This window comes from Marinobacter sp. NFXS9, from assembly GCF_040148665.1.
Classification (GTDB): Bacteria; Pseudomonadota; Gammaproteobacteria; order Pseudomonadales; family Oleiphilaceae; genus Marinobacter_A; species Marinobacter_A mangrovi.
This window is the reverse complement of sequence record NZ_JAGDDW010000011.1, coordinates 136,758-162,875: the sequence shown is the minus strand read 5'-3', so window position 1 is coordinate 162,875 and position 26,118 is coordinate 136,758. Positions and strand designations below refer to the sequence as shown.

Below are 26,118 nucleotides of genomic sequence, written 5' to 3'. Positions count from 1 at the left end.
ATCATCGGCCACCTGAAAAGCGACGGCCTGATGTATCGGAACTTCCTCAGAGGGTTTACCGGCGACACGATACACGCGGTTCTGTGCGGCGTTGGCCTGAACCTGAGGAAGGTTCTGAGGAAGCTCGCCGAGCTTCTTTGGCCTTATGAAGACGGACGGCATTTACGCCTGATATTGGCTATTTTATGGTCAATCCCGGCGTTGCCGGATGAATCGGCAGAGACCGGTAAATTGCTGGCTGTCTGAAAACGGCGTTTTGCAGGGGCGACTAATTCGCCCCTTGAGTTCTTCTGCTGCATCGATGGTAAATGTCACTGCGATTATTTCGCTGGGCAACAGCTCGCCGCGCTCTAGCTTTTCAGCAACATCGTTTTCGATACTGTAAGTCTTGCCGGAGCCAGCACTGGCTTGGGTGTAATTTAAGTTCATAATCAAAGCTCCTTGATGTTGCCGGTGAGGTTGCGCCAGGTGTCGACTGCCTTAAAGCTTGCTTTGTAAGACTGGGAGCTGCTCTTGTGCGCTTGCTCTTCCAAGGCAATTAGGTCGAGGGCATCGCCCGGGGGGAGTGAATTGCCATCAGGAGCGGCATCACCGTAGGTTTGTTCGATATGGCCGTTTTTGAGTTGCTCTACGCGCCATCGCAGGGTGTTCTCAAATTTCTGCCAGGTAAGTTGCAGTGATGTCGGTTGATCTGGTTCGACAGCTGTTGCGGTTGGGAATACGAGAGTGTCATTGCACAGTAGTTCGGCTCGGCTCAGTATGAAGTAACCGGCGTCAGCTAACTGCCCGCTATGATTGCCTTCGGCGATGTGAGCGTACGTCGCCAGTTGTAACGGACGGCCTGCTTTGAGTTCTTCTCTATACTTTTTATAGCCTCCCCATTTCATATCGATAATCGCGAATCGTCCGTCTTCAAATTCGCAGAAAATATCCATCGTGCCTTCTAGCTGGCTAAGAGTGTCGATGTGTTCGAAGCGACGTTCTGGCTGCAAGTTGGTGACTCCTGCGGCAACAAGCGCCTTTAGCAGTGCGTCCAAGGCGTCCAGCATTTTTTGTTGAAATCTCAGCTGCTCGACCTGCATGCCCGGTTGTGCCAATGGAAGTGCGACTTTCCGTTTCACTACCGGCAAGTTGGCATCCAGCCAAGAGCTGATGCTCATGCGATCAACCGGCTTGCCAGTCCAAGGGTGTTCTCTGATCCAGGCCTCGACCAAATGGTGCGCCAGGTTGCCTTTCAGTCGGGCATCAGCCGCGAGCGATTCGATTGCCCCCTCACGAATCTGAGCTGCATATTTAAGTGCATACTCATGAGGTCTAAGTGCCAGCGCCGCCAGACTGCTGTAGGACTCGGAATTGCGGGGGGCTGGAACGGCGCAGTCTGGGGTCCACCACCGCTGTGCTTGCGGCAAGGAAAACTCCTTAACGGGTTGCGCCGGAGCGTGAAGACCTTGGTTAGTAAGAATCGTCTGTTCCAGCGAAGGCCAAACCTTGGTGTCAGTCAGACTGCTTATCTGGAGCTGTAAAAGCTCCGGGGTGGAGTTGGTTGAGATCAGTGTTACGAATTCCTGGGCGGCCAGCAGCGGAGCGTATGCTCGTATTAATGCGAACTGCCTCAGGTGAGTCTGTTGTTCGGGACTAGGTGCCAAAGGAATGCCGCGAAGCTCCGCTTGTGAGAAGGGCGGCATTCCCACCAGCCTAGAAATCTGAGGGTTGATCCATAAGGTATGAGTGGTCGGTGCAGTCCGCAGCGGAACAACTTCTGGGCTGCTAACCACGTCAAACTCGGAAACTTCACGAGAATTACGAAGGCTGCTATTGCCGAGGCTTAAAACCATGGAGATCAAGCGGTTCAGCTGGGTCTTGCTTATATAGGTTTCTGGCCACTCCCTCAGTGCTTGGCAAACGGAATCTGCTGCGGCGTAAGCTGCAGAATAGATGGGTTTGGCTTGTTCACGTTCTGATGTGCTCAAACATGCATTCCAGTAGCTTGCGACACGGTCCGTCAATGACAACGCGAGCTCGATCCGCATTTTGTCATCGTAGGGGCAGATACATATAGGTAGCCATTCCTCAATGCCACGACGGAGAGCCGTCTCGTCCAGTTCAGGGGTGTCTTGGAGGGTTGCGTTGACGAAGGCATTGATCTCCGCCTCCCAATGTTCTCGATCAAATCCAGGCAGGTCGCGGAATCGTCGTGCCAGTGACCGGCGCAAGCGTTGAAAGCGTCCGGCGGGCAGCGAAAGAAATTGAAGTAGCGCATCGGCAGGCGGAGTGCGCCAGGCAGATTGGAGCATCAGAAGCAGTAGCTGGTTCGGGGCGCGGAATTTCGAGAGATCGCCGAGGCCGGAGTCATTGCCTCCCTGTTGGGCAATGACTGTTGCCAAGCTATGTTGTCCACTGGGGGCAATGATCAGAGTTTCATTGTTGGCTTCGTGTACCGCGTACTGAGCGGCCAGTCCTTCGCTGGCGCTAGAGAGCAGCCGTACTGTTCCGTCTTCCTGAAAGCGAACAGGACCATTGTTTTCGCTAACCAGGGCGCGCTGAAGTTGCCCTAGATCGCTGCTCGCCGGAGCCTGAGGTTGAATGGCTGTGGGTGCTTCCGTTACCGAAACACCGGTGCTTTCTAGCTGGTCAAAAAGGTGTTGATAGAGTGGGGGCCAGCTAGCGCGTGAGTGGTGAAGCTCTAAACATGAAACACTGGAGCCAAGAAGCGTGAGTCGCTGCAAGAGGGCGTAAATGCGTTCGCCGAGAGAAGTGCCATTTTTGGAAAAGCCGCTCTCGGCAGCGGCCAGATCGACCATGCGTCCGTGGTTCGTGCTGCGCGAATCATGGTTCCAGCCGTGGAGAATCGCCCAATCTCGCCATGCTAGAAGCGATTCGGCACTTGCGATCGGATCCACGGCTAATGATTCGCTATAGAAGCGGTTACCGTTGTCAGCAGCGGTGAGAGCATTGAGGTAAGCCACTGTACGGGTTGCTTGATTTTCATTAGGGGGGAGGGTGCCGGCGCGAAATTCAAGTGCGGCAATCAGGGTTTGCTCGCCGCAGAGCTGGCCACTGAATAGCTCGGGTAGTTGATTGGGGAGGCGGTCGTCGTAACCGATGCCTGCAATGATTTTCATGAAATGACTCCTGGGCTGGTTAGCTGGTTACGAGCAACTGCGTCCGTACTCGCATTGTCAATTCATCCTAGTCTGGCCACATGTACCTTATCAAGACAGGTTGAGTCGGTCTTGGACATAGCAAAAATTGAGGTGATCAATCATTCGAGCTGAGTATGTGCTAGGCTTCGATTGCAGCGATTCAGGCTCGTTATCCTCAAGCTAGGGCTCTCTCAATTGGAGAGCCTAAACCGCGCTTACGATGCAGCAGCTGGTTACCTTCGAGCCGCTCTAAGGGTGAGTCGAGACGATGAGAAACTTCATCAGAAGCGACAACAGTATGAACTTTTGGGGAGTGGTAGATGAGCCACGTTAAATCAAAAGTTTGTCCGTAAGAGGAGGGAAAAACTCAGGGGGATTCTAACCAATGAGCTATCGATTTTTGTACAACATTCTCCGGTATGAACTCTTGCTCCAATCTCCCCTTGTGCCGCTGAAGTAGCTCAAGGAAGAATGCTTGTTCCTCAAAAGTGAGCCCTGCTGCCGGGACAGTTTCAACTGGCTGTGGCTCTGGAACCGCTTTTTGTCTTGCAAAGGTATTGAAGATCTCTTCGTTCATTAACAATGGCCTTACCGATGGTTGGAACCCTCTGGCCCTAGCCAGCATGGTCAGTCCCCACGTGTCCATGTCTCCCCAATAGGCTAATTTCTTTTCGCTCAACCAAGAAGCGCTCATCCAAGATAAGTTTAGACCGGCCCCCAATATTGCAACCGTACCCGGAGCCATTGGTAACTGGTGAATGCATCTTTCGTTCTCGACGATTAGAATAGAGGCACCGGGCAGAGGTATCTCCGTAAGCTCCCGGGCGCGAACTCGAAGTTGTGAAAATGGGAGTAAGCCGCCGTCAAGGTCCATGATCAACAACCAATGGTGGCCTTCATCATCTGCACCGAGAAAGGCTTCTAGGCCAAGCTCACTGACTTGGCCTTCAAACAGGATATCCAACATCTGGATAAGCAACTGGCGGTTCCGTTCAAAAAACTTGCTGTCGATGCCTCCCACCGACAGAGCTCGAAGCGGTTTTCCTTCTGCCAAGCCCGGTGATAAGAGGAGCGCGACCTTGGCTGACTGAATAACTTCGTTTTCGGCCTTGTCTAGTACTAGACGGCGTTTTCGGATTAGTAAGCGATGAAAACGCTCATCAATTGCCGGTACTAAGCGACACAGAATTTGAAATTCGCCGCGAACCTCGTTGCTATTTGCTGCGTTAATCCATTCCGTTGGTGAGCTCAGAATCCAAAATTCTGGAATCTGGACGTCCTCGCTGGCACCACGAAATTTTTTGGGACTCCAGTCGACCCGTCCTATCGTCACATTGCGCCACTGATTTAAATGTTTGCGAACTCTTTCCAGGTCCTCGGATACAACGCGCCCAGAAGGTTTGCCAATTGGAATTCTGAGTGGCCAGCTATCTGGATGCAGGAGGCGTTGCTCTCGTATATCTGCGTTTTGCCATTGCTTGGCTAGCTTGAGTGCCAGATCAGCCGGGGATTTCATGAGGCTTCCGTATCATTTTCTCTGCGTGAGCTTCCAGTTCTTCCCAGCTCAGCGATGTCAGGGTAGCTCGGATGTCTTTGCGGTGGACTAGAATTGCCGACCGGGTGTGGTCTCTCAGCAATCTCATCTCTTTGTTTGGAGTTACAAACAGAGGGTGCAATCCAAACTCGTTAAGTGCGGAGATGATGCGGCCAGCGACTGCGTGAGAGCTTTTCGAGAATGCCTCATCAAGAACAATGGTGCCAAACAGCGGCTGTGTGGCTCCATCAGGGCAGAGTGCATAGCTCAGCGAAGCTGTCAGGATATAGCTGGCGATTATTTCTTTCTCGCCACCACTTCCGCCTTGGGAGCCGGTTCTGGTTTCGATGACCACTGCCGTTTCCTGGTCAATTACCGAAACCGCAAATTGCAGACGGTAGCGAGGGTCGAGTAGGGCGCGGGCACCGACTGTCCGTTTGTTGTCACTGGCATCTCGCAGCAGCTTAACGACGTTCTCAAGAGCTCGAAAATGGCTTTCACCCTGATCATCCTTCAAGGCATCTGCGCGTAATCGACGTTGCGCCTGTTCCAGTGTTCGCAGAGTTTCATGGGTAACGCGCCTCGGCTCAAGCTTGAGATATCGACCTGGCTGGAAGTCTACTCTTCGCAGGGTCCCATTAAGGTCCGCTATGCGCTCCTCAATCACGGCGACTTCATTCCGTATGTGGGCGAGGAGTTGAGTCACGCCCTGATCCGACGAATGGTTCAGGTAGTTCAGGAAACGGTCGAGCTTTTCCGGTAAGGCCTCTTCTTCAAGAATCCGCAGTCGTTCGAGGTATTCCGGTATATCGCGAATATCGCTACCCGTTTCTGCAAGCGCGCCAGTGTCAATTGTCTTGGCGTTCGCCATCTGTTGGGTTAGGTTTAGCTCGAACCCACTCATTTGCTGGGATAGAGTCTTGATCTCACGATCGAGTTCGTTTGATTGGTTCCGTTCTAGCTGATCGAGCTTGTCGTGTTGACCGGCCACCGGTGGACTGAAGTACTTGTTGGCTAGAGTCTGCTGTTCATCGGTCAGCCCCTCGCCGATTCGGTCCAACATCTCCGCAAGACGTTCAGTGGCTTGAGTGCGTTGAGTGCCCAGAATTCCCTGATGAGTGCGTTCTTCAGATAGTTTTCGCTGCGTATCCGATAGCTGACTGTCGACTTCTTCGAATTGCTGGCGGGCTCTCTCCACATCGGAGTCGGGGGCAGTCAGCGATTCAAGGCGCTCCTGGAGTATCTTTAGTTCAGATTCAGCACTCGGAAGGTCAATGTGCTCGAAGCTGATCCCTAAAAGGCTTGTGTATAGTTGATAGTTTGTTCGTGTATCGGCTAGCATCTTACGAGCTGCTTCGAGCTCCTCAAAGGCTTGGTCTGCCTTATTCTGAGCCTCCAAAAGCTCCTCGTTTAAAGCCGCTAAACGGTCCCGGTTGTCGAAACCGGTCATCCAATCTTGGTCCAGGCGCTGGTTGTCCCGCTTCTCGAAGAAGCCCCGCTGACCGGACATCAGCCCTTGCTCGGTCATGCCATGAGGAGTGTCGCGCAGTGCGTCTGGTGATTGGACACAGTGGCGGTCAATACCTGCCAGCAGTTTCTTCAGAGCTTCTCGGTGCGGGTGTTCCTTGAAATTCAACTTCCGGGTGAAGCCGTCTTCCATGAACTGAGCGTTGCTTTGTGGTGTCTCAGCTTCAAGCAGTCGAACGTAAAGGCGGTTGTTTCGATGGTTTACCCAGTCCAAGGCACTTTTCATGGCTGCGGGCGGCACCAATAGTCTTAAACGGTGCCCGCCAATGGCGCGCTCTATTGCTCCGCGCCAAGCCCTTTCCTCCGGCTTTACCTCCAACAACTCTGCCACAAACGGCACACTCTCCTCGTCAAGATTCAGCGCTGACGCCAATTCACTCCGGAACTCTTGAAAATGACCCGGTATATTTGATTTGGGGCGAGCCTCTATCCGCTGAACTTCTTCTTTGAGTTCCTGTATGGCCTCTTTGAATTTGCTATGGTTGACGCCCTGATCTAATACCTGTTGATCTTGGTCATCCTGTAATGCTGACAGCTCTCGTTGTTTCTCTTTACACACGTGTTGGTTGGAAATCAGAGTTGAACGAGTGAGCGTCTCATCCAGGCCGAGCTTCGTGGCCAGCTTGCGATAGTCACCAGAGTTTTGCCGCCGTTCATCGACCCAGCGTTCCTGCTGGGCAATCTGCTCCTTCAACTGTTCGATACTGGCGCCGCCGGCTTGCAAGTATATATCGTTGAGTGTGTTTGCTTTATTTCTCAGTGCTGATGCCGAAGTTTCCAGTGATTGAATAGTCGCACTGCTGTCTTTGATTTTCTCGTCAAGCCCATCGATTTGGTCGGTCCAAAGCTGGTATCCCGCCAGTGCGTACCATACGGGCAGTATTTCTTTGAGTGTTTGATTTTGATTCAGTGCTTTTTTTGTAGTTTGATGTTTTTTGAACGTCTCGGCGATCGGTAGTAGCGACTGATATTGTCTGCGTGCAGTTTCCAGTTCCCCGTGGATCGTCGCCAGGTCGTCGAATTCGCTGGCCACTTCGCCCGCCCTTTCAAAGGCGGAGTGATCATCAAGAACCAGTTCTCGGAATATCTCATCGATGCTGTTTAGCTGTTTGAGCCCGGCCGCTCGGTTGAGCAGGGTAAAGGCATTCTCGCCGACTTCGAAAAAGCGTCTTAGTTGCGCAAGGTATGCTTTTTTACTGTCGTTGATCTGGATGCCGGGAGTGTCTCGGCCATATTGCTTAATTTCTCGTGCTCTACCCTCATGATGGATCGCCAACCAGTCATCCAGACCTTGATCGTCTCGTTCTGAAAAAAGCCAAAGTCGTTTCAGGTCACTCACTGAAGAACTGCTGCCCTCGATCCAGAATATCGCGCCAATGCGTATAGCTTTATCACCATTTTTAAAGCGAGCGCTGACAGCCGTGATCGTCTTGCCGGGCCGAGCAACGTGGCTGTTATCTCCGGAATTGTTTCCGGCGCCGGCAACGCCACGAATGTAGGACATCAAGTCTCGATCGCTTTCATGGCCGCCCGTTGACGCAAGGTTGTATCGTGGCTGGTGGGTAAGCAGTGTCATGAGTGCATCGACCAGCGTTGTCTTTCCGCTGCCTGTCGGGCCAATAATTGCAGTACCCTTGGCATCAATTTCAGCGCAATGACGTCCTCCGAAAGGGCCCCAGTTGTAGAGATCCAAGTGCGTAAGAATGAATGCGGAGGAGGGAAGGATCTCTTGGGCGAAGAGATCCTCTTGGGAGCGTGTCATAATTTTTCCTCGTCAGCATCCGGTTCTTGACCTGCCAGCTTTCGGAAGTGCTGCAAGAGATTTTGGAGGTTCTCGGGATTGGCGAGATGGGTAATGATCGGTCTGATGATGACTTGGTCATTGGCATCAATTTCCGAGACAATGCCATGGTTCTTCAGATTTTCCAGTAAGTTGCGCAGCCGCTTCTGATCTCTCGCGTCGCTCCCGGTGTCTCCCAAGTATAGTTGCAGTTGGGGCAGCAACTCGTCCAGTTCAATCACCGCCTCAGCGGCTCCGAGCCCTGATTCCTGTTCGTGGGCAATGAAATGCTGGCGCAGAATGGCAATGAGCAGCGATTGTTCCAGATTCAGTCGCTGCCGGCGTATTAATGGATGGGACCAATCATCATCTTCCTCCGCAAACAGCTGAGACGATACAACCAGAAATGCCAGCCCCCGTATGTCGTCAATTTTGAGACGTAAGTCCAGGGGCTCCAGAATTTGATCGATCGCCGACGTTTGATTGATTGCGATCTGATAAAGGTTCGGCTTACGGTCCGCTTCGAGCAATCCATATTTCAAAAGTTCTTGCGTGGCCATTCTCAGATTTTTGGGCGTGTACCGGCCATCCTCACTGTCGCTGGACTTCGACACACCTTCAGAATTAGACGGTTCCGAATAGACGACCGGCTGTTCCTCTTCAAGAGGTGTGTCTTCTGTTTTGGCAGTCAAACGGTCGAAAAAGTTGGACATGGTGTTTCTAGAGCTCCCAATCGATGGACTTTACGGCGTCCACTGTCAGTGCCAGTTTCGGAACGTGAAAACGTATTGTTTTGCCGGTGGCATCGGTTATGTTAACGGCTTCCCGGTCTTCCGAAATGGTAACTTCAGCTTCACGGGCCATGCTCAGCCATAGTGCCAAGGATTCGAGGTCATGAGTCGGAGGAAGATGACTGGCAAGGTTGGCAATTGTCATGGGCTCCTTGGTCACCGAAAGCAGTTCCACGGTGTCGCGAAACAGGGCTTCGCGGTCGAGACCATCGAATGCCCGCCAAAACTCCTCATCGACATCTTCAAGGTCTACGCCCTGTTCGGCCAGTTCCAGTTCTTTAGATTTTTCGTCAGTGGCGGATTTGAATCTCAGCCGCTCCACCAATGGTAAGCTGGACGTGGCTACGGCAATAGGTGGTAGGGGTGCTTCACTTTTACGCACCTGGTGACTGGACCAGTCGATGGTAAGCGCTGTATTGAGTATGCCGTTCAATAACTCTCCAACCCTGTGATTCTCTGCTGCAAGGCCGGTTTTCAAAAAGCCTTTTACGTCCCGCTCACTGCGTGCGCGGGCCTTGATAACCGATGCCGACTCTTGAACCAGTCGGATCACTAGCCAGCGGAGGTCGTCCTGTTGCTGCCTGGTAAGCGCGTGCCGAGTTGAAGGATGGCGCAATATCGTGCGCAAGCGGTGTTTCATGTTGTCCAGTTCAGTCGAGCGCCCCAACTGCTCATGAAACCCATGAAAGACTTTTCCCTCGGCTGTTTCCAGCAGGCTGTCGTGCCCATCGAGCAGCCGATCAACGATTTCCCCGCGATGGTGTTGCTCGCTGATAATGGACTGACGAAGGCGTCGGTCTGCATCCCGGTATGAATCTTCGACACGCCTGAAGTCAGCTCGCAAACTGGTCGCGAGGTTGAATACCTCTCGTATGCCCTCGGCTGCTTCCCCGCCTTCCAGAACTTTGAATCGGCCCGCTTCAACTTCCACTAGTTCTGTTTCGAGGTCCTTTATTTTTCTCCGAATATGATCGGCACGGCTCTGGGCGTCTGGATTTAGGCGGGTTTCTAGGCTCTCAATCTCACGCTGCACGGTGGCCAGCCTTGAGGCAGTGGATGTCATAATTCGATCATCCAAACTCTCCACAAAGCCGAGAGCCTTTTGCAGGGCATCGGTCGCGATCAGTCGTCCCTCGCGTTCAACGATCAATCCGCGCCGAATCCAGGATCTCAGCTCGCGCCGTGCATCGCCTGCAGGGTCGTCGGTTTGTAGCTCGAATTCGTCGTTGTTGGCGTGCTCAATGAGGATGTCGGTCAGCATCTGTTGTGCGTCTTCGAACAGAATCTCATCTCGATTCTGTTCCATCAGTGCCTGAAGGCAACTCAGTACAAGTGGCCCCCGTGTTGCGGACAGTAGCTTCCAGGCCGGATGGTGATGCCGGGAGACAAGATAGGCCTGGGTTCGGATCTGAGTATCTTCTTTCATGTCGGCATCCTGCAGTCACTCTATAGTGTGCAGGTAACGTAATCTTTGGGGGAGCACCAGCTGCTGGTCCTCGGTGCCGGAGGGGCAGGAAAACAGGTCGACTCTGCCTAAAAAACTGATAATCGAGATGTACCGGTTCAGTGTCTTGGTTCGGCGTTCGAGGAAATTTTCTACATAGGAAGGGGGTGCTACAGCGTCCAAGCTAACCACTCCTTTGCAAAGCAACTTTATTGTATGGATATCCTACCCGCTTTTTATGCAATCAAGCGAAGTCTAAATATCACGAACATCGGCTATTGGTCACGGTAGTTTTCTACCATCTATTCTGTGCCTTGGAGTTCTGTGCCCGGAAACGGCTAATGGTCAGGTGGTACGCAACCTACAAATTGCCCCCGAAATCCCGGGCACGGCCAAGGCACCATTTGGGCACAGAGAGAAAATAACGTGAGAATTGAAGAGTGTGCCGAGAGCGACCAAAGGTCAAGATTTCGTGGCTGATGTAGCGACGTCGAAGTGGCAGCTAATAGGGAGCAGGTAAACGGAGATTGATTCTAAGTTGTTGAAATGACAAATTAATGGCCCGCCCGAGAGGATTCGAACCTCTGACCTCCGCCTCCGGAGGGCGGCGCTCTATCCAGCTGAGCTACGGGCGGTTTTCAACAAAGTTGGCATGTTTGACCGTTGCCTTCGGTTCCGGATTTTTTCTCTGACCCTTGCCTCCGGAGGGCAACGCTCTATCCAGCTGAGCTACGGGCGGTTATCAACTTATTCAGACTCCGAAAGATGAAGAGTCCGGCTCAGTTAGCGGTGCACTGGATAGAGCGTGTCACGCTCCCCTTTCGGGTCCAGTCCGCCGCGTTGCATCGCGGCGGCCGCTCCAGCGGGCGAAAGCTTCGCTTCCGCGTTATCCGCTTCCGCCCAGCTGAGCTACGGGCGGTAAACTTTTTGAACTCGAGCAACGCATTGACCGGTCGTGCTGTGCACGACTCAGCTGCACTGCTCGCTTTGCTCCCAGCTTAAAAGCTACGGGCAGAACGAAAAGCAGCGCGAGGCGCCGATTTCGAGTGCGCAATCTTACGTGTGAGTCGCCAGTCTGTCCAGCCCCGTGAGGCGGAATGCACCGGAAACACCCTACTGGTTATCCGTTACACAAAAATCAGGCAAAGGGGTTGAATTTTCATTCGCTAATAACAATAATTATCAACAACATTAACAGTGCCTATGAGTATCGCCTATATGTACGTATGTCTTTGTCATGGGGTGACCGACCGTCAGATTCGCAAGGCGGCCGAGGATGGATGTCGTTCCATGCGGCAGTTGGGCAAGGAAATGGGTGTCGGGCGTCAATGTGGGCGCTGTGCGGCAACGGCTCGTGAAATTTTGCGTGAGTGTCAGTCCGAAGATTATATGAACCTGGCTGCCATGCTGGCCCAGCCTGCCTGAGGATGCTTTTCTCAGGCAGTTCTCCGCGTTTCTCTCCATTGAAGGGCGCTGTCTGCGTCTGACTCTCCGCTAACACTGCGAATCATTATCCGCTGCGATTTTTTATTGCGGGAAATCCGTCTATCCTGTTGATTCCACGCATCAGGAAAGGAGTTCGCAGTCATGAAGGGTGATAAGAAGGTCATCCAGTACCTCAACAAGGTTCTCGCCAATGAACTGACGGCGATCAACCAGTACTTTCTCCATTCGCGGATGTACAAGGATTGGGGGATCACCCATCTGGCGGCGAAGGAGTACGAGGAATCCATCGACGAGATGAAACACGCCGATCAACTGATCGAGCGCATCCTGTTCCTCGAGGGACTGCCCAATCTGCAGGATCTCAACAAGCTGCTGATCGGCGAAGACGTCAAGGAAATGATCGAGTGCGACCTGAAGCTTGAGCAGATCGCCCACAAGGACCTCAAGGAAGCCATCGGCTACTGTGAGGATATCAAGGATTACACCAGCCGTGCGCTGTTCCGGTCGATCCTGGACAGTGAAGAAGAGCATATCGACTGGCTGGAAACCCAGCTGGACATGATCGACAAGATGGGTGTGCAGAACTACATCCAGCTGCAAAGCGCCCACGCCGATGGCTGATTAGCCATCCGGTTGATTACAAGGTGCCGCCCCTTCGGCGGTTACCTTGTGCCTTCCCTGCCGTTTCGATTCCCCGAATGATTCCCTGATTCCCGGCCACTTTTAGGGCCACTGCCCAGCCTTTGTGCTCTCCCCGCTTTCCCCAAAAGCCGCCGTGCCGGCATTGCCCGGTCTTTATCTCTTTTTAATGTTCGGTCAGGCCGTTGAATTCCTATGTATTATCGATGGGCGTTGTCGCCAGCAGGCCGTTTGGGCGGGCTGGAGGCACGGATATTGAATCGTTTCGTGATGAGGGGCTGGCGGGGCGCCGAATACGCGTCGCCCGCCAAACTCATGCCGCACCGATGGCATCGGGCTGTCACATGCCATTGGCAGTATGACCATCCTCGCGGCAGTCAGGAGGCGAGGTCGTTCAGGGAGGGCTACCCACATGATTCCTGTGATTCTATCCGGCGGCACCGGTTCACGCCTGTGGCCGCTGTCCCGCGAAGCATACCCCAAGCAGTTTCTGCAGTTGGCGGGTGAGCAGAGCCTGTTGCAGAAAACGTTGTCCCGCCTGCCCTCGGATGGCGTTTCGGCGCCGCTGATCGTGGCGGGTAACCAGCATCGATTCATTCTCAGTGAGCAGCTGTCCGCCATTGGCTGCGAGCCGTCGGCCATCCTGCTGGAGCCGTTTGGCCGCAATACCGCGCCGGCGATCGCCATGGCAGCGTTGCAGGTGGCGGCTTCGGATCCGGAGGCGATCATGCTGGTGCTGCCGGCGGATCACCACGTGAGCGATGAGCAGGCCTTCCGGGCGGCCCTGGCGCGCGGCGAGACGGCGGCCAAGGCCGGTTCGCTGGTGCTGTTCGGCGTGCTGCCGACGGGGCCGGAGACCGACTACGGCTACATCGGTGCCGAGCCGGACAAGGCGGTGGGCGAGGGCGTTTTTCGCGTCAGCCATTTCACCGAGAAGCCGAATCACGCCACCGCCGAGAGCCTGCTGGCCAACGGCGGCCATTTCTGGAACAGCGGCATGGTGATGTTCCGCGCCGACCGCTATCTCGATGAGCTGAAAATGCACAGTCCCGACATCTACGACACCTGCCAACTGGCGTTTCGTCACGTCTGGCAGGACCTGGAATTTTCCCGGATTCCGTCCGAGATCTTCGAGCATTGCCCGGATGACTCGGTGGATCGGGCCGTCCTGGAGAAAACGGACAGCGCCGTGGTGGTTCCGATGGATGCCGGCTGGCGCGATCTGGGCTCCTGGGCGGCTTACTGGGAATCCCAGGTGCAGGACGACCAGCAGAATGTGGTGGTCGGCGAGGCCTGCCTGGAGCAGTCGCAGGGCTGTCTGGTGCATTCGAAGGATCGCCTGGTGGCCATGCTGGGTGTGAACGATCTGGTGGTCATCGATACCCGGGACGCATTACTGGTCGCCCGGCGCCACCGGGTGCAGGACGTGAAGGCGATGGTGGAAAAGCTGCGGGCGGACAAACGCCCCGAAGTGGATGCCCATCGTGAGGTCTTCCGTCCCTGGGGCAGCTATGACAGCGTCGATGGCGGTCACCGGTTCCAGGTGAAACGGATCTCGGTGAAACCGGGTGAGCAGCTGTCGCTGCAGAAACACCATCACCGGGCCGAGCACTGGATCGTGGTGAGCGGTACGGCGGAGGTGACCCGGGACGACGACACCTTCCTAATGACCGAAAACGAGTCCACCTATATCCCGATCGGGGCCGTTCACCGGCTCGCGAACCCGGGCAAGATACCGCTCGAACTGATTGAGGTACAATCCGGCGCCTATCTCGGTGAGGACGATATCGAGCGCCTGCAGGACAACTACGGCCGCACCGCTACGGCGGGTGACGAGACGGCCACTCCGGCGTCCTCAGAGTCGATCTGAACGGCGCCGTCACAGCGATTTAACGATGCCAGTCAAAGGAGATATTGATGGCTTATTCATGCTTCAAGGCCTATGACATCCGGGGCCGTATTCCCGACCAACTCAATCCGGAACTGGCCGAGCGCATTGGACGCGCCTACGTGGCCGTGACCGGCGCGAAGAAAGTGATCGTCGGCTACGACATCCGCCTGTCCAGCCCGGAAATGGCCGAGGCACTCAGCAAAGGCCTGATGGCCGCCGGGGCAGACGTCTACGACATCGGCCTGTGCGGGACCGAGCAGGTCTACTTTGCCACCAGCCATTACAAGATGGACGGCGGCATCATGGTCACAGCCAGCCACAACCCGAAGGACTACAACGGGATGAAGCTGGTGCGGGAAGACTCCAAACCGATCAGCAACGACACTGGCCTGCGGGACATTCACGACCGCCTGGACGAGCCGTTCGAGGACGCCGGTCAGCACGGCACTTACCACAAGCTGGCCGCGGAAGACGATTACATCGAGCACCTTCTGGGTTACGTCGATGTGACCAGCCTCAAGCCCCTGGCGATTACCGTCAACGCCGGCAACGGCGGGGCCGGTCGGGTCATCGACAAGTTGGAGAAGCGTCTGCCGTTCAGCTTCATCAAGCTGCAGAACGAACCGGACGGAAACTTTCCCAACGGCGTGCCCAACCCGATCCTGACCGAGAATCGCGCAGTGACCGAGCAGGCGGTCAAAGCCAACCAGGCGGATATGGGCATTGCGTGGGACGGTGACTACGACCGCTGTTTCTTCTGGGATGAGAACGGCCGCTTTATCGAGGGCTATTACATCGTTGGCCTGCTGGCGGACCAATTCCTGCACAAGCAGGGCGGGGGCGCCGTGATCCACGATCCGCGTCTGGTGTGGAACACCCAGGATCTGGTGGAAAAGGCCGGCGGCCGGGCGGTCGAGAGCAAGACCGGTCACGCCTTTATCAAGGAGCGTATGCGTGCCGAGGACGCCATATACGGCGGCGAGATGAGTGCGCACCACTATTTCCGTGACTTTGCCTACTGCGACAGCGGCATGATCCCCTGGCTGCTGCTGGCCGAGCGCATCAGCCAGTCCGGGCAGACCTTGTCTTCCCTGATCGACGAGCGGATTGACGCCTATCCGGCCAGTGGTGAGATCAACCGCACCATCGATAACCCGGCGGCGGTGATCAAGGCCATCGAAGACAAGTACAGCGCCGATGCGGAGTCGGTGAGTCATGTTGACGGCCTGAGCGTGGCGTTCAAGGACTGGCGCTTCAACCTGCGCATGTCCAACACCGAGCCCGTCGTGCGTCTGAACGTGGAATCCCGCGGCGACAAGGCGCTGATGGAAGCCAAGACCGAGCAGTTGCTCAAGGAAATGGAAGAGCTCAACGCTGCGAACGTCGCCTGATGCTCCCGGCTTCCTGATATGAAAAAGCCCCGCAGATGCGGGGCTTTTTTGTGGCTTCGAGGTCAGTGCAGCGTTACAGCCAGTCGTTCAGCATGATGCCGACACCGATCCGCTGGATGCGCTCGTTGTAGTCGATCAGGCTCTCGCCATAGCCGTTGTAGTACTGGATGAAGCCCTTGATGGTTTCGCCCACGGGGAAGCTGTAGCCCAGCTGGATGGACGTCTTGTTGTCGCTGGTGCGGAAATTGTTGCGCAGCTTGAGCGACAGGGTGCGGTCGTTGTCGATCTTGTAGACCGCCCAGTAGTCGCCGTAGCCCAGGTACTTGTCGATGTCCGGGTTGTCATCTTCCGAGGCTTTCTCGGGAATCCGGTACCACGGCTGCACGAAGAACAGCCAGCGGTCCCAGGTGTAGGCCACGCTACCCATGATCCGGTTCCAGCTGCGGGACTGGGGTTCGGACTGGCCGTTGGACTGATGGTTCAGGCCCAGCGTGACCGCTTCCAGTCGACCGGGGCCCACGTCCCACTGGGTGGCGTAACGGGCGAAGATTTCCGGCTCGTAGTTGGTCTCGCGGAAGGGCTTGGAGGCGTCGTTGTTGTAGACCTGCCAGAACGACAGCTGGGTGTAGCCAAACCACAGGGTCAGGCGTTTATCGAACATCCCCGTCAGCAGTGGCACCTTGAAGCTGATCTGGTACTTGGCTTCGTCGTAGTTCAGCGGCTTGTCGTAGTCGGTCGTGCCGTAGGTCGGGCTGTGCGGGTGCTGGTTCGGATGGTGCATGTAGGTGTACGGCAGGATGTACGTTGGCCGGTGGGTCACAAAACTGCCCGAGAACGAGAACAGCGCCTGCTCGGTGGCGAAGTAGCGATCGACCAGCGAATCCGCCGTGTCGCCTTTTTGGGCATCGACGCCTTTTTCATCGGCCGCAGCCTCGTTGCCGGTGTCGAACTGGAGATTCTCCGTCACCTCGTTGGCCCGGTCGATACGCTCTTCGCTGGCCCGTTCCCGCGCCTTTTCCGGGTCCGTGATGGCGTCGTAGCACGCCAGCCGCTGCACGCCGTTTGCGATCAGGGCGCAATCGTCCGAGGCAAACCCGGTGTAATCGGGTACAGCATCCTGGGCGGCCGCCAGAGGGGCGGTCAGGGCCAGGCAAAGCGCTGGAAGTCGTCGCATAGCGGGTTCCGTCCTTGTCCGTTGTCCTGTGAGAGATCAGAGGCTGAGCCAGGTGCGCGCGATGGCATACGCCCACACGCCCAACAGCGTTACGGTCAGCAGGCCGAAAACGATCTTGTGTTTAACGGCGGCGGTTTCTTCGACGTTGGCGACCCAGCGCAGGTACATCAGGCCGATAAAGCTGAGGAAGACCGCCAGGCTCGACAGCGCCGGGACCAGCAGCCAGAGCGGATCCACCTGGCCGTCGGGACCGGCCAGGCGGCCCATCAGGAGCATGGATCCCAGCAGGACAGCCAGTGCCGAGAATTCGATGGCGATCAGCGGGCGGCGCCACGGATGCGCCTTGGGGTAATGCTTGGGCATGGAAAACTCCTGTACAGTTGCTGCACATGATACCCATTACGCCCGCGTCAGGTCAGGTGATTAACTGAATTTTAAGGATTTGCGGGAAGCGGCTACGCTTGGAGGGAGTGGTCGGCTTGTTTGGTCGGACCCGGCAGCTATAATCCGGAACCATACGATAAATAAGAATCAGGTGGGGGACTCACTGTGAAAAGGATGAGAGTGCTGGCGGCGATCCTGTTGGTGATGGGCCTCGGCGGCGGTCCCGCGAATGCGGCCGTGGAAGACGAGATCAAGGCACGTATCCAGCCGGTTGGTGAGGTCTGCGTGGATGGCCAGGACTGCGGCGATGTGGTGACGTCCGCTGCGCCGGCCTCCGCTTCGTCGGGCCCGCGTTCGGGCGAGGAGGTCTACACCAACGTGTGTGCCGCCTGCCACGGTGCCGGGGTGATGGGCGCACCCAAGTTCGGGGACGCCGGTGCCTGGTCGCCGCGCGTCGACAAAGGGCTCGATACCCTGGTGAATCACGCCATCAACGGCTTCAATGCCATGCCGCCAAAAGGGGGGTGTGCCAATTGCCCCGACGAGGAAATCAAGGCGGCGGTCGAGCACATGGTCGAGGCGGCCAAGTAGGCTTCAATAGCCTGAGCCTCCCCGGGGCGCCGGGTATTCGCCCGGCGTTTTGCACGCCGACTTCAGGCGCCCAGGTCACCGAGCAAGGCGCTGAGGGTGGCCTTTCCCTTACGCTGGTTGGCCGCGGCGTCGGTATCCCCCAGACCTTCCCAGAGCACGTCGTCTTCCGGTAACTCATCGAGGAAGCGGCTGGGAATGGTCTCGATCTTCTCTCCGTACTGCTTGCGCTGGGCCGCGTAGGTCAGCGCCAGGGTTTGCCGGGCGCGGGTGATGCCCACGTACATCAGCCGGCGTTCTTCCTCGATGTTGTCTTCCTCGATGCTGGAGCGGTGGGGCAGGATTTCCTCCTCCAGGCCCATGATGAAGACGTGGGGAAATTCCAGACCCTTGGACGCGTGCAACGTCAGCAACTGAACCTTGTCGCTGTCGTCCTCTTCCTCACGCTGCTCCATCATGTCCCGCAGGATCAGGCGGCTGATGGCGTCTTCGATGCCAATTTCGTCCGCCGTGCCCTTGTCGTTGTCCAGCATGCGCTGGATGGAATCCACCAGGTACCAGATGTTCTCCATACGCCGCTCCGCCTGCTTGGGCGTGCCGGCGTGCTGGTGCAGCCATTCTTCGTACTCAATATCCGTGAACAGCTGCTTGATGACCGGGATCGGCTCCTCCTGGAACAGACGCTGGCTGGTGCGGTCGGTCCAGTGGGCGAAGCGGCGCAACTTGTCCAGGCCGCGCTCGGACACGTGCTCTTCGGCCCCCAGATTGTGCAGGGCCTTGAACATGCTGATCTGGCGCCCCCGGGAATAGTTGCCCAGTTGCTCCAGCGTGGTCGGACCGATCTCCCGGCGTGGCACGTTCACCACCCGCAGGAACGCCGCGTCGTCGTCCGGATTGATCATCAGACGCAGGTACGCCATGGCGTCCTTGATCTCGTTGCGGGAGAAGAACGACTGGCCGCCGGAGATCCGGTAGGGAATCTGGTAGGCCTGCAGCTTCATCTCCAGCAGGCGCGATTGGTGGTTGCCCCGATACAGCACAGCGAAATCCCGGAATTCGATGCCTTTTTTCAGCTTCTGGTCGAGGATCTCGGTGGCGATCCGCTCGGCCTCGGCGTCCTCGCTGCGGCAGCGAATGATGCGGATCTCGTCGCCGATGGCATGGTCACTCCAAAGCGCCTTCTCAAATACGTGCGGGTTATTGGCGATGACGGTGTTGGCGCAACGCAGGATACGCGAGGTGGAGCGGTAGTTCTGCTCCAGCTTGACGATCTTGAGGCTCGGGAAGTCGTCTTTCAGGGTGGCCAGGTTTTCCGGCCGGGCGCCGCGCCAGGCGTAGATGGACTGGTCGTCGTCGCCCACCACTGTAAATGCGGCCCGTTCGGCCACCAGCAGCTTGACCAGCTCGTACTGACACAGGTTGGTGTCCTGGTATTCGTCCACCAGCATGTAGCGGATCTTACGCCGCCACTTGTCCAGCACCTCCGGGTTGGTCTTGAACAGCTGCACCGGCAGCAGGATCAGGTCGTCGAAGTCCACCGCGTTATAGGCTTTCAGGTATTCCTGGTAGCGCTGGTAGATCAGGGCGATGCGCTGCTCCCGCTCGTCCGCCGCGCGGCTCAGGGCGTGGCCCGGCGCCCACATGGCGTTCTTCCAGTTGGAGATGGTCATCTGGATGTCGTTGAGCTCATCGCCGGCGTCAGCGCTGGCTTCGCGCAGCATCAGGTCCTGCAGCAGGGCCTTGGCATCCTCGGCGTCAAAAATGGAGAAGCCCGGGTGGTAGCCCAGGTGTGCGTGCTCCTCCTTGATCATGTTCAGGCCGAGGTTGTGGAAGGTGGACACGGTCAGGCCGCGGGTCAGCTTGCGATCCACCAGGCGGGTGACCCGCTCTTTCATCTCCCGCGCGGCCTTGTTGGTAAAGGTGAGGGCGGCGATATGACGGCCCGGAATGCCCACCTGTTCGATCAGGTAGGCCATCTTGCGGGTGATCACGCTGGTCTTGCCACTGCCGGCCCCGGCCAGAACCAGCATGGGGCCATCGACATAGCGAACCGCTTCTCGTTGACGGGGATTGAGCTGCGACACGGGTGTCCTGCCTGAAAAAATCGTTTACCCTTGGGCACTTGTCAGTGCGATCAGGGCAAGGCGCTGTGAAAGCCGGGCCGAATGGCCGGATCGAAGCTGGTTATTCTACATCAGGTGGCGGCCGGGGTTTACTCCATTCGGTAACGAAACGCGTACCGGCGTGCAGGGCCATCACCAACCGGTGTTGGCATAGAACGAAAATGACGCTGCAGTCAGCGGGCGGTTCGTCTATGCTTTCCCATGCCCCCTATGGAAAGGGCTTAGTCAATGAGATGCTGGATTGTCGGACCTGGTGCGCGGAACGTATACCGGCATCTGAGGTGTGATGCCGGTAGGATGCCGTACCTGCCAATCGATTGCATGGCACCGGATAAAAGGGAGTTGGCCGCCACCAATGAATGATGTGGATGATGCGTGGAATGCCACGGCTGTCCGATTACTGATTTTGACGCCGGAGCTGCAGGACTACCTGTGGTACGTCCATCTGTTGAAACAGAATCCGGAGCTGAAGGTCGAGCTGACCTGGTGTCCGGATCTGGCCGATTGTGAAGACCTGATCAGTCACACCCAGTTCGACGTGGTGCTGTGGGACAGCATCATGTTCGTCACCTCCCAGACCGCGTTCCTTCAGTACCTTGCCGTCGCCGGCGATGAAAAACCCGTGATTGCCCTCGGCGCCGAACCCGAGGCCATCGGCCTGCCTCCGGCCCGGGTCAATGGCGCGATCGACTACCTGTGCAAGGGCCATCTCGACTGTTGGAATCTGGGCCGCGCCCTGCTGTGCGCGCTGTTCCGCCACCGCGCCACCGCCAGCACCCGCACCGAGCTGGGCCGGGAAGTCGCCAGCGGCTTCATCAACCGGGACCTGTTCTTCGACCGGCTGCAGCAGGCTATCCTTCGGGCCGAGCGGCATAACCAGCGGCTGGCGCTGCTGCACATCAACCTGGACGAATTCCGTTCCGTCAACGACAGCCTCGGTTACCAGGCCGGGGATCAGTTGATCCTCAAGCTGGCCGAGCGCCTGCGCCAGAAACTGCGCCGGGTGGATTCGCTGATGCGGATTGGCGGCGATGAATTCGCGATCATTATTGAACGGGTCGAGAACTCCCTCGATGTCACCCAGGTGATCCGCAAGCTGGTGGCTTCCCTGAATGAGCCGGTGGTGGTTGAGGGTAAGAGTGTGGTGCTGACCGCGAGCGTCGGTATTGCCACCTACCCGGAAGCCGGCAACACGCCGGAAATGCTCCTGCGCCAGGCCAACCGAGCGATGTTTGAGGCCAAGCGCGACGCCGGCACCAGTTACCGGTTCTACAACCAGCAGCTGCACCTGACGGTCGGGCGCCAGCTGACTCTGGAGGCCGACCTGCGCAACGCGCTGCGGGGCAAGCAACTGGAGTTGTATTACCAGCCGCGCATCGACCTGGTCACCGAGGAAGTGCGCGGTGTGGAATGCCTGCTGCGCTGGAATCACCCCGATCGCGGTGTGGTCGGACCGGACGAATTCATTCCCGCCGCGGAACGCAGTGGATTGATCGTGCCCATCGGCTACTGGGTGCTGGAACAGGCCTGCGAACGACTGCGGGAAGCCAACGGTCTGGGCTACCCGGGCCTGGTGTTTGCCGTGAACCTGTCGTTCCGTCAGTTCCACGACCGCAAGATGACCGAAACCATCTTCCGCATCATCTACAACGCCAGTATCGATACCAGCCTGCTGGAACTGGAGCTGACGGAAAGTGCGATGATGCATGATCCGGACTACGCCCAGCGCTGCCTGCGGGAGCTGAATCAGTTGGGCATCAGCTTCGCGCTGGACGATTTCGGCACCGGGTTCTCATCGCTGTCCAACCTGCAGCACTTGCCCATTTCCCTGGTCAAGATCGACAAGTCGTTTGTCCAGCGCCTGGGGCAGAGCGGCGACGCCGAACACATCATCCGCGCCATCATCAGCCTGGCCCACAGCCTGCAGATGAGCGTGGTGGCCGAAGGCGTCGAGACTGAAGGCCAGCTGGACTTCCTGCGCCAGCAGCACTGCGACGAAGTGCAGGGCTACTATTATGCCCGCCCCATGCCCTGGGCCGACCTGCTGGTCTTCCTCGAAGAGCGTAACAGCCTCGCTTGTCTGGGCCAGTAGGCCTCTGTACCTTTCTCTCAACAATCATGTGGACTGCTGATGCCGACGTACCCGCTTGCCCAATCGGCGGTCGGTCCGCCGGGGATCGCCGAAGACCCCGCCATGGCGCTATAATGCGCGCCTTTCCTCCGGAGGTCTTTCGACCCACATCCGTCTATGTGCAACGCAAGTGAGGTGGCATGAACAGTATTTTCCAGCGGATCGCCGACGAACTGGGTGTCCGGCAACAACAGGTCAGCGCCACGGTTGGCCTGCTCGACGAAGGCGCCACGGTGCCGTTTATCGCCCGTTACCGGAAAGAGGTGACCGGCTCGCTGGATGACACCCAGCTGCGCACGCTCGAGGAGCGCCTGCGTTACCTGCGTGAACTGGAAGACCGTCGCGGCACCATCCTGGCCAGTATCGAAGAGCAGGGTAAACTGACCGACGAACTGCGTGAGGCTATCGAGACGGCGGATACCAAGAACCGCCTCGAAGACCTCTATCTGCCGTATAAGCCGAAGCGCCGCACCAAGGCCCAGATCGCCAAGGAGGCGGGGCTGGAACCGCTGGCGGACGCCCTCTACGACGATCCGACCCAAGATCCGGACACGCTGGCCGCCGAGTACCTCAACGCCGAAGCGGGCGTCGAGGATGCCAAGGCCGCACTGGACGGTGCCAAGTACATCCTGATGGAGCGTTTCGCTGAAGACGCGGAATTGCTCGGGCATCTGCGTGATTTCCTGTGGCAGGACGGCACGCTCAAAGTCAGCGTGGTGCCGGGCAAGGAAAACGAGGGCGCCAAGTTCCGCGACTATTTCGAACACAGCGAACCGCTCAAGAAAGTGCCGTCCCACCGTGCGCTGGCGATCCTGCGCGGCCGCAACGAAGGCATCCTCAACTACAGCATCGTGGTGGGGGACGACGAGGACGACCGCAGCCGCGTGTCGCCCTGCGAACAGAAAATCGCCGGGCACTGGAAAATCCGCGATCAGGGTCGGGCCGCCGATCGCTGGCTGGCGGAAGTGGTGCGCTGGACCTGGCGGGTCAAGCTGTCCACCCACCTGGAAACCGAGCTGGTGGCGCAGGTGCGGGAAGCCGCCGAAGCCGAAGCCATCCAGGTGTTCGCGGCCAACCTGAAAGATCTCCTGCTGCTGGCCCCGGCAGGCCCGCGCCCGACTCTGGGCCTCGACCCCGGCCTGCGGACCGGTGTGAAAGTCGCCATCATCGACGGTACCGGTCAGGTGTCCGGCTATGGCGCCATCTTCCCCCACGCGCCACAGAACAAATGGGACCAGTCCATCGAACAGCTGGCCAAGTGGTGTCGCGAGCACAAGATCGAGCTGATCGCGATCGGTAACGGCACCGCCTCCCGGGAAACCGAGAAACTGGCGGCCGAGTTGATCAAACGCTATCCGGATCTCAACCTGGCGCGCATCGTAGTGAACGAGTCCGGCGCGTCCATCTATTCCGCCTCCGAATTTGCCGCCCGCGAACTGCCGGATCTGGATGTCACTATCCGGGGCGCGGTGTCCATCGCCCGTCGCCTGCAGGATCCGCTGGCGGAGCTGGTCAAGATCGAGCCCAAGTCCATCGGGGTCGGCCAGTACCAGCACGACGTGTCTCAGGTGCAGCTGGCGCGCAGCCTGGATGCGGTGGTGGAAGACTGTGTCAACGGCGTGGGCGTTGACCTGAATACGGCGTCGGTACCGCTGCTGGCCCGGGTCGCCGGCCTGAACCAGATCACCGCCCAGAACATTATCGATTTCCGCAACCAGAATGGGGTGTTCCGCAACCGCAAGCAGCTGCTGGACGTGTCCCGTCTGGGTGCCAAAACCTACGAGCAGGCGGCCGGCTTCCTCAAGATTGCCGGTGGCGATAACCCGCTGGACCGCTCGTCCGTGCACCCGGAAGCCTATGGCGTGGTTGAGGCGATTGCGAAGGACAGCGGCAAGTCCGTCGACCAGATCATCGGCGACAGTCACTTCCTGCGCAGCGTCGATCCCAAGCGCTACGTCAGCGAAAAGTTCGGTCTGCCCACGATCCAGGACATCATCGCCGAACTTGAAAAACCGGGACGCGACCCCAGACCTGAATTCCGGTTTGCCAGTTTTGAGGAAGGGGTGGAAACCCTGAAGGATCTCGAACCCGGCATGGTGCTGGAAGGCAGTGTCACCAACGTCACCAACTTCGGCGCCTTTGTCGATATCGGCGTGCACCAGGATGGTCTGGTCCATATCTCGGCCCTGTCTCACCAGTTCGTCAAGGACCCGCGTGAGGTGGTGAAGGCCGGCGATATCGTCAAGGTCAAGGTCATGGAAGTGGACGTGCCTCGTAAGCGGATTGGCCTGTCCATGCGTATGGATGACCAACCGGGTGAGAACAATGCGTCACGCGGTGGGCGTAAGGGTGGTGGTCACAACGACCGGGCCCCGTCCCGCAATCGCGGTCAGAAAGACAGCGGCAAGGCACCCCAGGGGGCTATGGCCGGTGCGCTGGCCCAGGCGTTTGCGTCTGCCGACAAGAAAGGTCGCTAAACTTATATTCGGGGTTCGCCGGCGCGGGCCCCGCGGACCCAAGGAGTCAGACCATGGGCGAATCCCGCAAGGGGCTATTCCAGCAGTTCTCGGCGCAGGACTGGCACGGCTTCCGCAAAGGCCTGGAGAAAGAAGGGCTGCGGGTAGACCAGAACGGGTTCATCGCCCAGACACCGCATCCGGAAGCGTTGGGCTCGACGCTTACCCATGACCGGATCACGACGGACTACTCCGAATCCCTGCTGGAGCTGATCACGCCGGTGTGTGACAGCACCGAGTCCCTGCTGACTTCGCTGTCCGAAACCCACCGTTTCGTGCAGGCCAACCTGGGCGATGAGGTGCTCTGGTCCGGCAGCATGCCCTGTCGGCTGGACGGCGACGCCAGCATCCCCATCGCGGTGTACGGTTCCTCCAACAGCGGTCAGCTGCGCCACGTCTATCGCCGCGGGCTGGATGTGCGCTACGGCCGGATGATGCAGAGCATCGCCGGTGTCCACTACAACTTCTCCCTGCCGGAGAGTTTCTGGCCCCGCTGGCAGTCGCTGCTGGGCGACGAGCGTAGCCTGCAGGATTTCAAATCGGACCAGTACTTCTGGCTGATCCGCAATTTCCGTCGACGCAGCTGGTTGCTGATGCTGCTGTTCGGCGCCTCGCCGGCCCTGGACGCCAGCTTCGTGGACGGCGTGTCCCACCATCTCAAGCGTTTCAGCGACGACACCTGGGTGGGCGAGAGTGCGACTTCCCTGCGCATGGGCGACCTGGGCTACCACAATAACGCCCAGGCCTCGCTGGACATCTGCTTCAACGAACTGCGCACCTATACGGACACACTGTACCGGGCGATCCACACACCCTGGCCGCCCTACGAGAAAATCGGCATGCGCAACGCCGACGGCGAGTTCATCCAGATCAACACCAACGTGCTGCAGATCGAGAACGAGTATTACAGCGCCGTGCGGCCCAAGCGCACCACCCAGCGTGGCGAAAAGCCGATCCAGGCGCTGCGCAGTCGGGGCGTGGAATACGTCGAAGTGCGCTGCCTTGATCTGGACCCGTTCGAGCCGGTGGGCATCGGCGCGACGCAAATCGACTTCCTCGACCTGTTCCTGCTGGACTGCCTGCTCAGCGACAGCGAGGTGATCGGTGACGATGAATGCGCCCGCCTCGACGGTAGCTACAAGGATGTCGTGGGCAAGGGGCGCCAGGCCGATCTGCAGATCTGTTTCGAAGGCCGCCTGACGCCGGTTCGCGACGCTGCGCTGACCCTGCTGGACCGACTGCAGGGGCTGGCCGAACGGCTGGATGCCTTCAACGGCGGTGAAAAGACCTATCAGAATGCGCTGGCTGCCCAGCGGGCGGTGGTGACCGAACCGGGCAAGACCCGATCCGACCGGGTTTTGGCGGCGATGGAAAGCCACAGCCAGGGCCATCTGGCCTGGATGCTGGATCAGTCCCGCGCCCATCAGGCGCAGCTGCGTGAAGAAGGACTGGATGACGCAACCCGGTCCGCCTACGAGAAAATGGCCACCGATTCCATCGCCGCACAGAAGGAGCTGGAAGCCAGCGATCGGGTGACATTTGAGGAATACCTCAACGCCTATCTGAAGGATTGATCACACTCGGCGTCGCCCCGGCGGACCTGCCGCACAAAACCT

At 57.8% G+C, this 26,118-nt stretch carries 17 protein-coding genes, 1 tRNA gene and 1 pseudogene; 9 read left to right on the top strand and 10 right to left on the bottom strand.

Annotated features, from left to right (window positions below; all coding sequences use genetic code 11):
* Nucleotides 1–246, top strand: a pseudogene (locus J3364_RS16700) (IS5/IS1182 family transposase); the annotation flags it as partial.
* On the opposite strand, the gene J3364_RS16695 reads toward J3364_RS16700, so the two are convergent.
* The 7 genes from J3364_RS16695 to J3364_RS16665 all read right to left on the bottom strand — a co-directional run bounded on the left by J3364_RS16695 (nucleotide 190) and on the right by J3364_RS16665 (nucleotide 10,854).
* The gene (locus tag J3364_RS16695) at nucleotides 190–429 is read right to left on the bottom strand and encodes a UvrD-helicase domain-containing protein (RefSeq protein WP_349559372.1); all 240 of its coding nucleotides are present in this window, start codon (nucleotides 427–429) and stop codon (nucleotides 190–192) included. The pseudogene J3364_RS16700 and the gene J3364_RS16695 overlap by 57 nt on opposite strands.
* Nucleotides 430–431: 2 nt before the next feature.
* On the bottom strand, nucleotides 432–3,122 hold the full coding sequence (locus J3364_RS16690; protein WP_349559371.1) for a PD-(D/E)XK nuclease family protein: 2,691 nt from the start codon (nucleotides 3,120–3,122) through the stop codon (nucleotides 432–434).
* Between the two features lie 388 nt (nucleotides 3,123–3,510).
* The gene (locus J3364_RS16685; RefSeq protein WP_349559370.1) at nucleotides 3,511–4,659 is read right to left on the bottom strand and encodes a Wadjet anti-phage system protein JetD domain-containing protein; all 1,149 of its coding nucleotides are present in this window, start codon (nucleotides 4,657–4,659) and stop codon (nucleotides 3,511–3,513) included.
* Complete coding sequence (locus J3364_RS16680) at nucleotides 4,643–7,966, bottom strand: ATP-binding protein (RefSeq protein ID WP_349559369.1); 3,324 nt, start codon at nucleotides 7,964–7,966, stop codon at nucleotides 4,643–4,645. The genes J3364_RS16685 and J3364_RS16680 overlap by 17 nt, the downstream gene beginning before the upstream one ends.
* Complete coding sequence (locus tag J3364_RS16675; RefSeq protein ID WP_349559368.1) at nucleotides 7,963–8,697, bottom strand: DUF4194 domain-containing protein; 735 nt, start codon at nucleotides 8,695–8,697, stop codon at nucleotides 7,963–7,965. Before J3364_RS16675 ends, J3364_RS16680 begins: the two co-directional genes overlap by 4 nt.
* Before the next feature lie 7 nt (nucleotides 8,698–8,704).
* The gene (locus J3364_RS16670) at nucleotides 8,705–10,201 is read right to left on the bottom strand and encodes a DUF3375 domain-containing protein (RefSeq protein ID WP_349559367.1); all 1,497 of its coding nucleotides are present in this window, start codon (nucleotides 10,199–10,201) and stop codon (nucleotides 8,705–8,707) included.
* Nucleotides 10,202–10,777: 576 nt separating this feature from the next.
* Nucleotides 10,778–10,854, bottom strand: a tRNA-Arg gene (locus J3364_RS16665).
* A 583-nt stretch (nucleotides 10,855–11,437) separates the two neighbouring features.
* On the opposite strand from J3364_RS16665, the gene J3364_RS16660 reads away from it, so the two are divergent.
* The 4 genes from J3364_RS16660 (at nucleotide 11,438) to J3364_RS16645 (ending at nucleotide 15,586) form a co-directional block, all read left to right on the top strand.
* Nucleotides 11,438–11,644, top strand: coding sequence for a bacterioferritin-associated ferredoxin (locus J3364_RS16660; protein WP_123636754.1), 207 nt, complete (start codon nucleotides 11,438–11,440; stop codon nucleotides 11,642–11,644).
* A 162-nt stretch (nucleotides 11,645–11,806) separates the two neighbouring features.
* Nucleotides 11,807–12,286, top strand: a complete 480-nt coding sequence (gene bfr / locus J3364_RS16655) for a bacterioferritin (RefSeq protein WP_123636752.1) — start codon at nucleotides 11,807–11,809, stop codon at nucleotides 12,284–12,286.
* Between the two features lie 430 nt (nucleotides 12,287–12,716).
* Nucleotides 12,717–14,174, top strand: coding sequence for a mannose-1-phosphate guanylyltransferase/mannose-6-phosphate isomerase (locus J3364_RS16650; protein ID WP_349559366.1), 1,458 nt, complete (start codon nucleotides 12,717–12,719; stop codon nucleotides 14,172–14,174).
* Between the two features lie 47 nt (nucleotides 14,175–14,221).
* Nucleotides 14,222–15,586: a phosphohexomutase domain-containing protein gene (locus J3364_RS16645; RefSeq protein ID WP_349559365.1), complete on the top strand. Its 1,365-nt coding sequence runs from the start codon at nucleotides 14,222–14,224 to the stop codon at nucleotides 15,584–15,586.
* A 73-nt stretch (nucleotides 15,587–15,659) separates the two neighbouring features.
* On the opposite strand, the gene J3364_RS16640 is transcribed toward J3364_RS16645, so the two are convergent.
* Together J3364_RS16640 and J3364_RS16635 are read right to left on the bottom strand one after the other, a co-directional pair.
* A complete protein-coding gene (locus J3364_RS16640) occupies nucleotides 15,660–16,760 on the bottom strand; it encodes a phospholipase A (RefSeq protein WP_349559364.1) in 1,101 nt (366 codons plus the stop codon).
* A gap of 36 nt (nucleotides 16,761–16,796) precedes the next feature.
* Nucleotides 16,797–17,123 (bottom strand): hypothetical protein, encoded by a 327-nt coding sequence (locus tag J3364_RS16635; protein ID WP_203143665.1) that lies wholly within the window; start codon nucleotides 17,121–17,123, stop codon nucleotides 16,797–16,799.
* Nucleotides 17,124–17,318: 195 nt separating this feature from the next.
* On the opposite strand from J3364_RS16635, the gene J3364_RS16630 reads away from it, so the two are divergent.
* Entirely contained in the window at nucleotides 17,319–17,735 is a 417-nt protein-coding gene (locus J3364_RS16630) for a c-type cytochrome (RefSeq protein WP_349559376.1), read from the top strand.
* Nucleotides 17,736–17,797: 62 nt separating this feature from the next.
* On the opposite strand, the gene rep is transcribed toward J3364_RS16630, so the two are convergent.
* Nucleotides 17,798–19,816 carry a DNA helicase Rep gene (gene rep, locus J3364_RS16625; protein ID WP_123636621.1) on the bottom strand — a complete coding sequence of 673 codons (2,019 nt, stop codon included), beginning with the start codon at nucleotides 19,814–19,816 and terminating at the stop codon, nucleotides 17,798–17,800.
* 394 nt (nucleotides 19,817–20,210) lie between these two features.
* On the opposite strand from rep, the gene J3364_RS16620 reads away from it, so the two are divergent.
* From J3364_RS16620 to gshA, 3 genes are all read left to right on the top strand, one after another.
* Nucleotides 20,211–21,947 (top strand): putative bifunctional diguanylate cyclase/phosphodiesterase, encoded by a 1,737-nt coding sequence (locus J3364_RS16620; protein WP_349559363.1) that lies wholly within the window; start codon nucleotides 20,211–20,213, stop codon nucleotides 21,945–21,947.
* A gap of 179 nt (nucleotides 21,948–22,126) precedes the next feature.
* The gene (locus J3364_RS16615) at nucleotides 22,127–24,463 is read left to right on the top strand and encodes a Tex family protein (protein WP_349559362.1); all 2,337 of its coding nucleotides are present in this window, start codon (nucleotides 22,127–22,129) and stop codon (nucleotides 24,461–24,463) included.
* A gap of 53 nt (nucleotides 24,464–24,516) precedes the next feature.
* Nucleotides 24,517–26,076 carry a glutamate--cysteine ligase gene (gene gshA, locus J3364_RS16610; protein ID WP_349559361.1) on the top strand — a complete coding sequence of 520 codons (1,560 nt, stop codon included), beginning with the start codon at nucleotides 24,517–24,519 and terminating at the stop codon, nucleotides 26,074–26,076.
* Nucleotides 26,077–26,118: the final 42 nt, after the last annotated feature.

Coding starts and splice junctions, on each gene's coding strand:
- bfr (WP_123636752.1), top strand. CDS start 11,807: ATGAAGGGTGATAAGAAGGTCATCCAGTACCTCAACAAGGTTCTCGCC.
- J3364_RS16660 (WP_123636754.1), top strand. CDS start 11,438: ATGTACGTATGTCTTTGTCATGGGGTGACCGACCGTCAGATTCGCAAG.
- J3364_RS16670 (WP_349559367.1), bottom strand. CDS start 10,201: ATGAAAGAAGATACTCAGATCCGAACCCAGGCCTATCTTGTCTCCCGG.
- J3364_RS16630 (WP_349559376.1), top strand. CDS start 17,319: ATGAGAGTGCTGGCGGCGATCCTGTTGGTGATGGGCCTCGGCGGCGGT.
- J3364_RS16675 (WP_349559368.1), bottom strand. CDS start 8,697: ATGTCCAACTTTTTCGACCGTTTGACTGCCAAAACAGAAGACACACCT.
- J3364_RS16620 (WP_349559363.1), top strand. CDS start 20,211: ATGAATGATGTGGATGATGCGTGGAATGCCACGGCTGTCCGATTACTG.
- J3364_RS16680 (WP_349559369.1), bottom strand. CDS start 7,966: ATGACACGCTCCCAAGAGGATCTCTTCGCCCAAGAGATCCTTCCCTCC.
- J3364_RS16650 (WP_349559366.1), top strand. CDS start 12,717: ATGATTCCTGTGATTCTATCCGGCGGCACCGGTTCACGCCTGTGGCCG.
- J3364_RS16615 (WP_349559362.1), top strand. CDS start 22,127: ATGAACAGTATTTTCCAGCGGATCGCCGACGAACTGGGTGTCCGGCAA.
- J3364_RS16690 (WP_349559371.1), bottom strand. CDS start 3,122: ATGAAAATCATTGCAGGCATCGGTTACGACGACCGCCTCCCCAATCAA.
- J3364_RS16695 (WP_349559372.1), bottom strand. CDS start 429: ATGAACTTAAATTACACCCAAGCCAGTGCTGGCTCCGGCAAGACTTAC.
- J3364_RS16645 (WP_349559365.1), top strand. CDS start 14,222: ATGGCTTATTCATGCTTCAAGGCCTATGACATCCGGGGCCGTATTCCC.
- gshA (WP_349559361.1), top strand. CDS start 24,517: ATGGGCGAATCCCGCAAGGGGCTATTCCAGCAGTTCTCGGCGCAGGAC.
- J3364_RS16640 (WP_349559364.1), bottom strand. CDS start 16,760: ATGCGACGACTTCCAGCGCTTTGCCTGGCCCTGACCGCCCCTCTGGCG.
- J3364_RS16635 (WP_203143665.1), bottom strand. CDS start 17,123: ATGCCCAAGCATTACCCCAAGGCGCATCCGTGGCGCCGCCCGCTGATC.
- J3364_RS16685 (WP_349559370.1), bottom strand. CDS start 4,659: ATGAAATCCCCGGCTGATCTGGCACTCAAGCTAGCCAAGCAATGGCAA.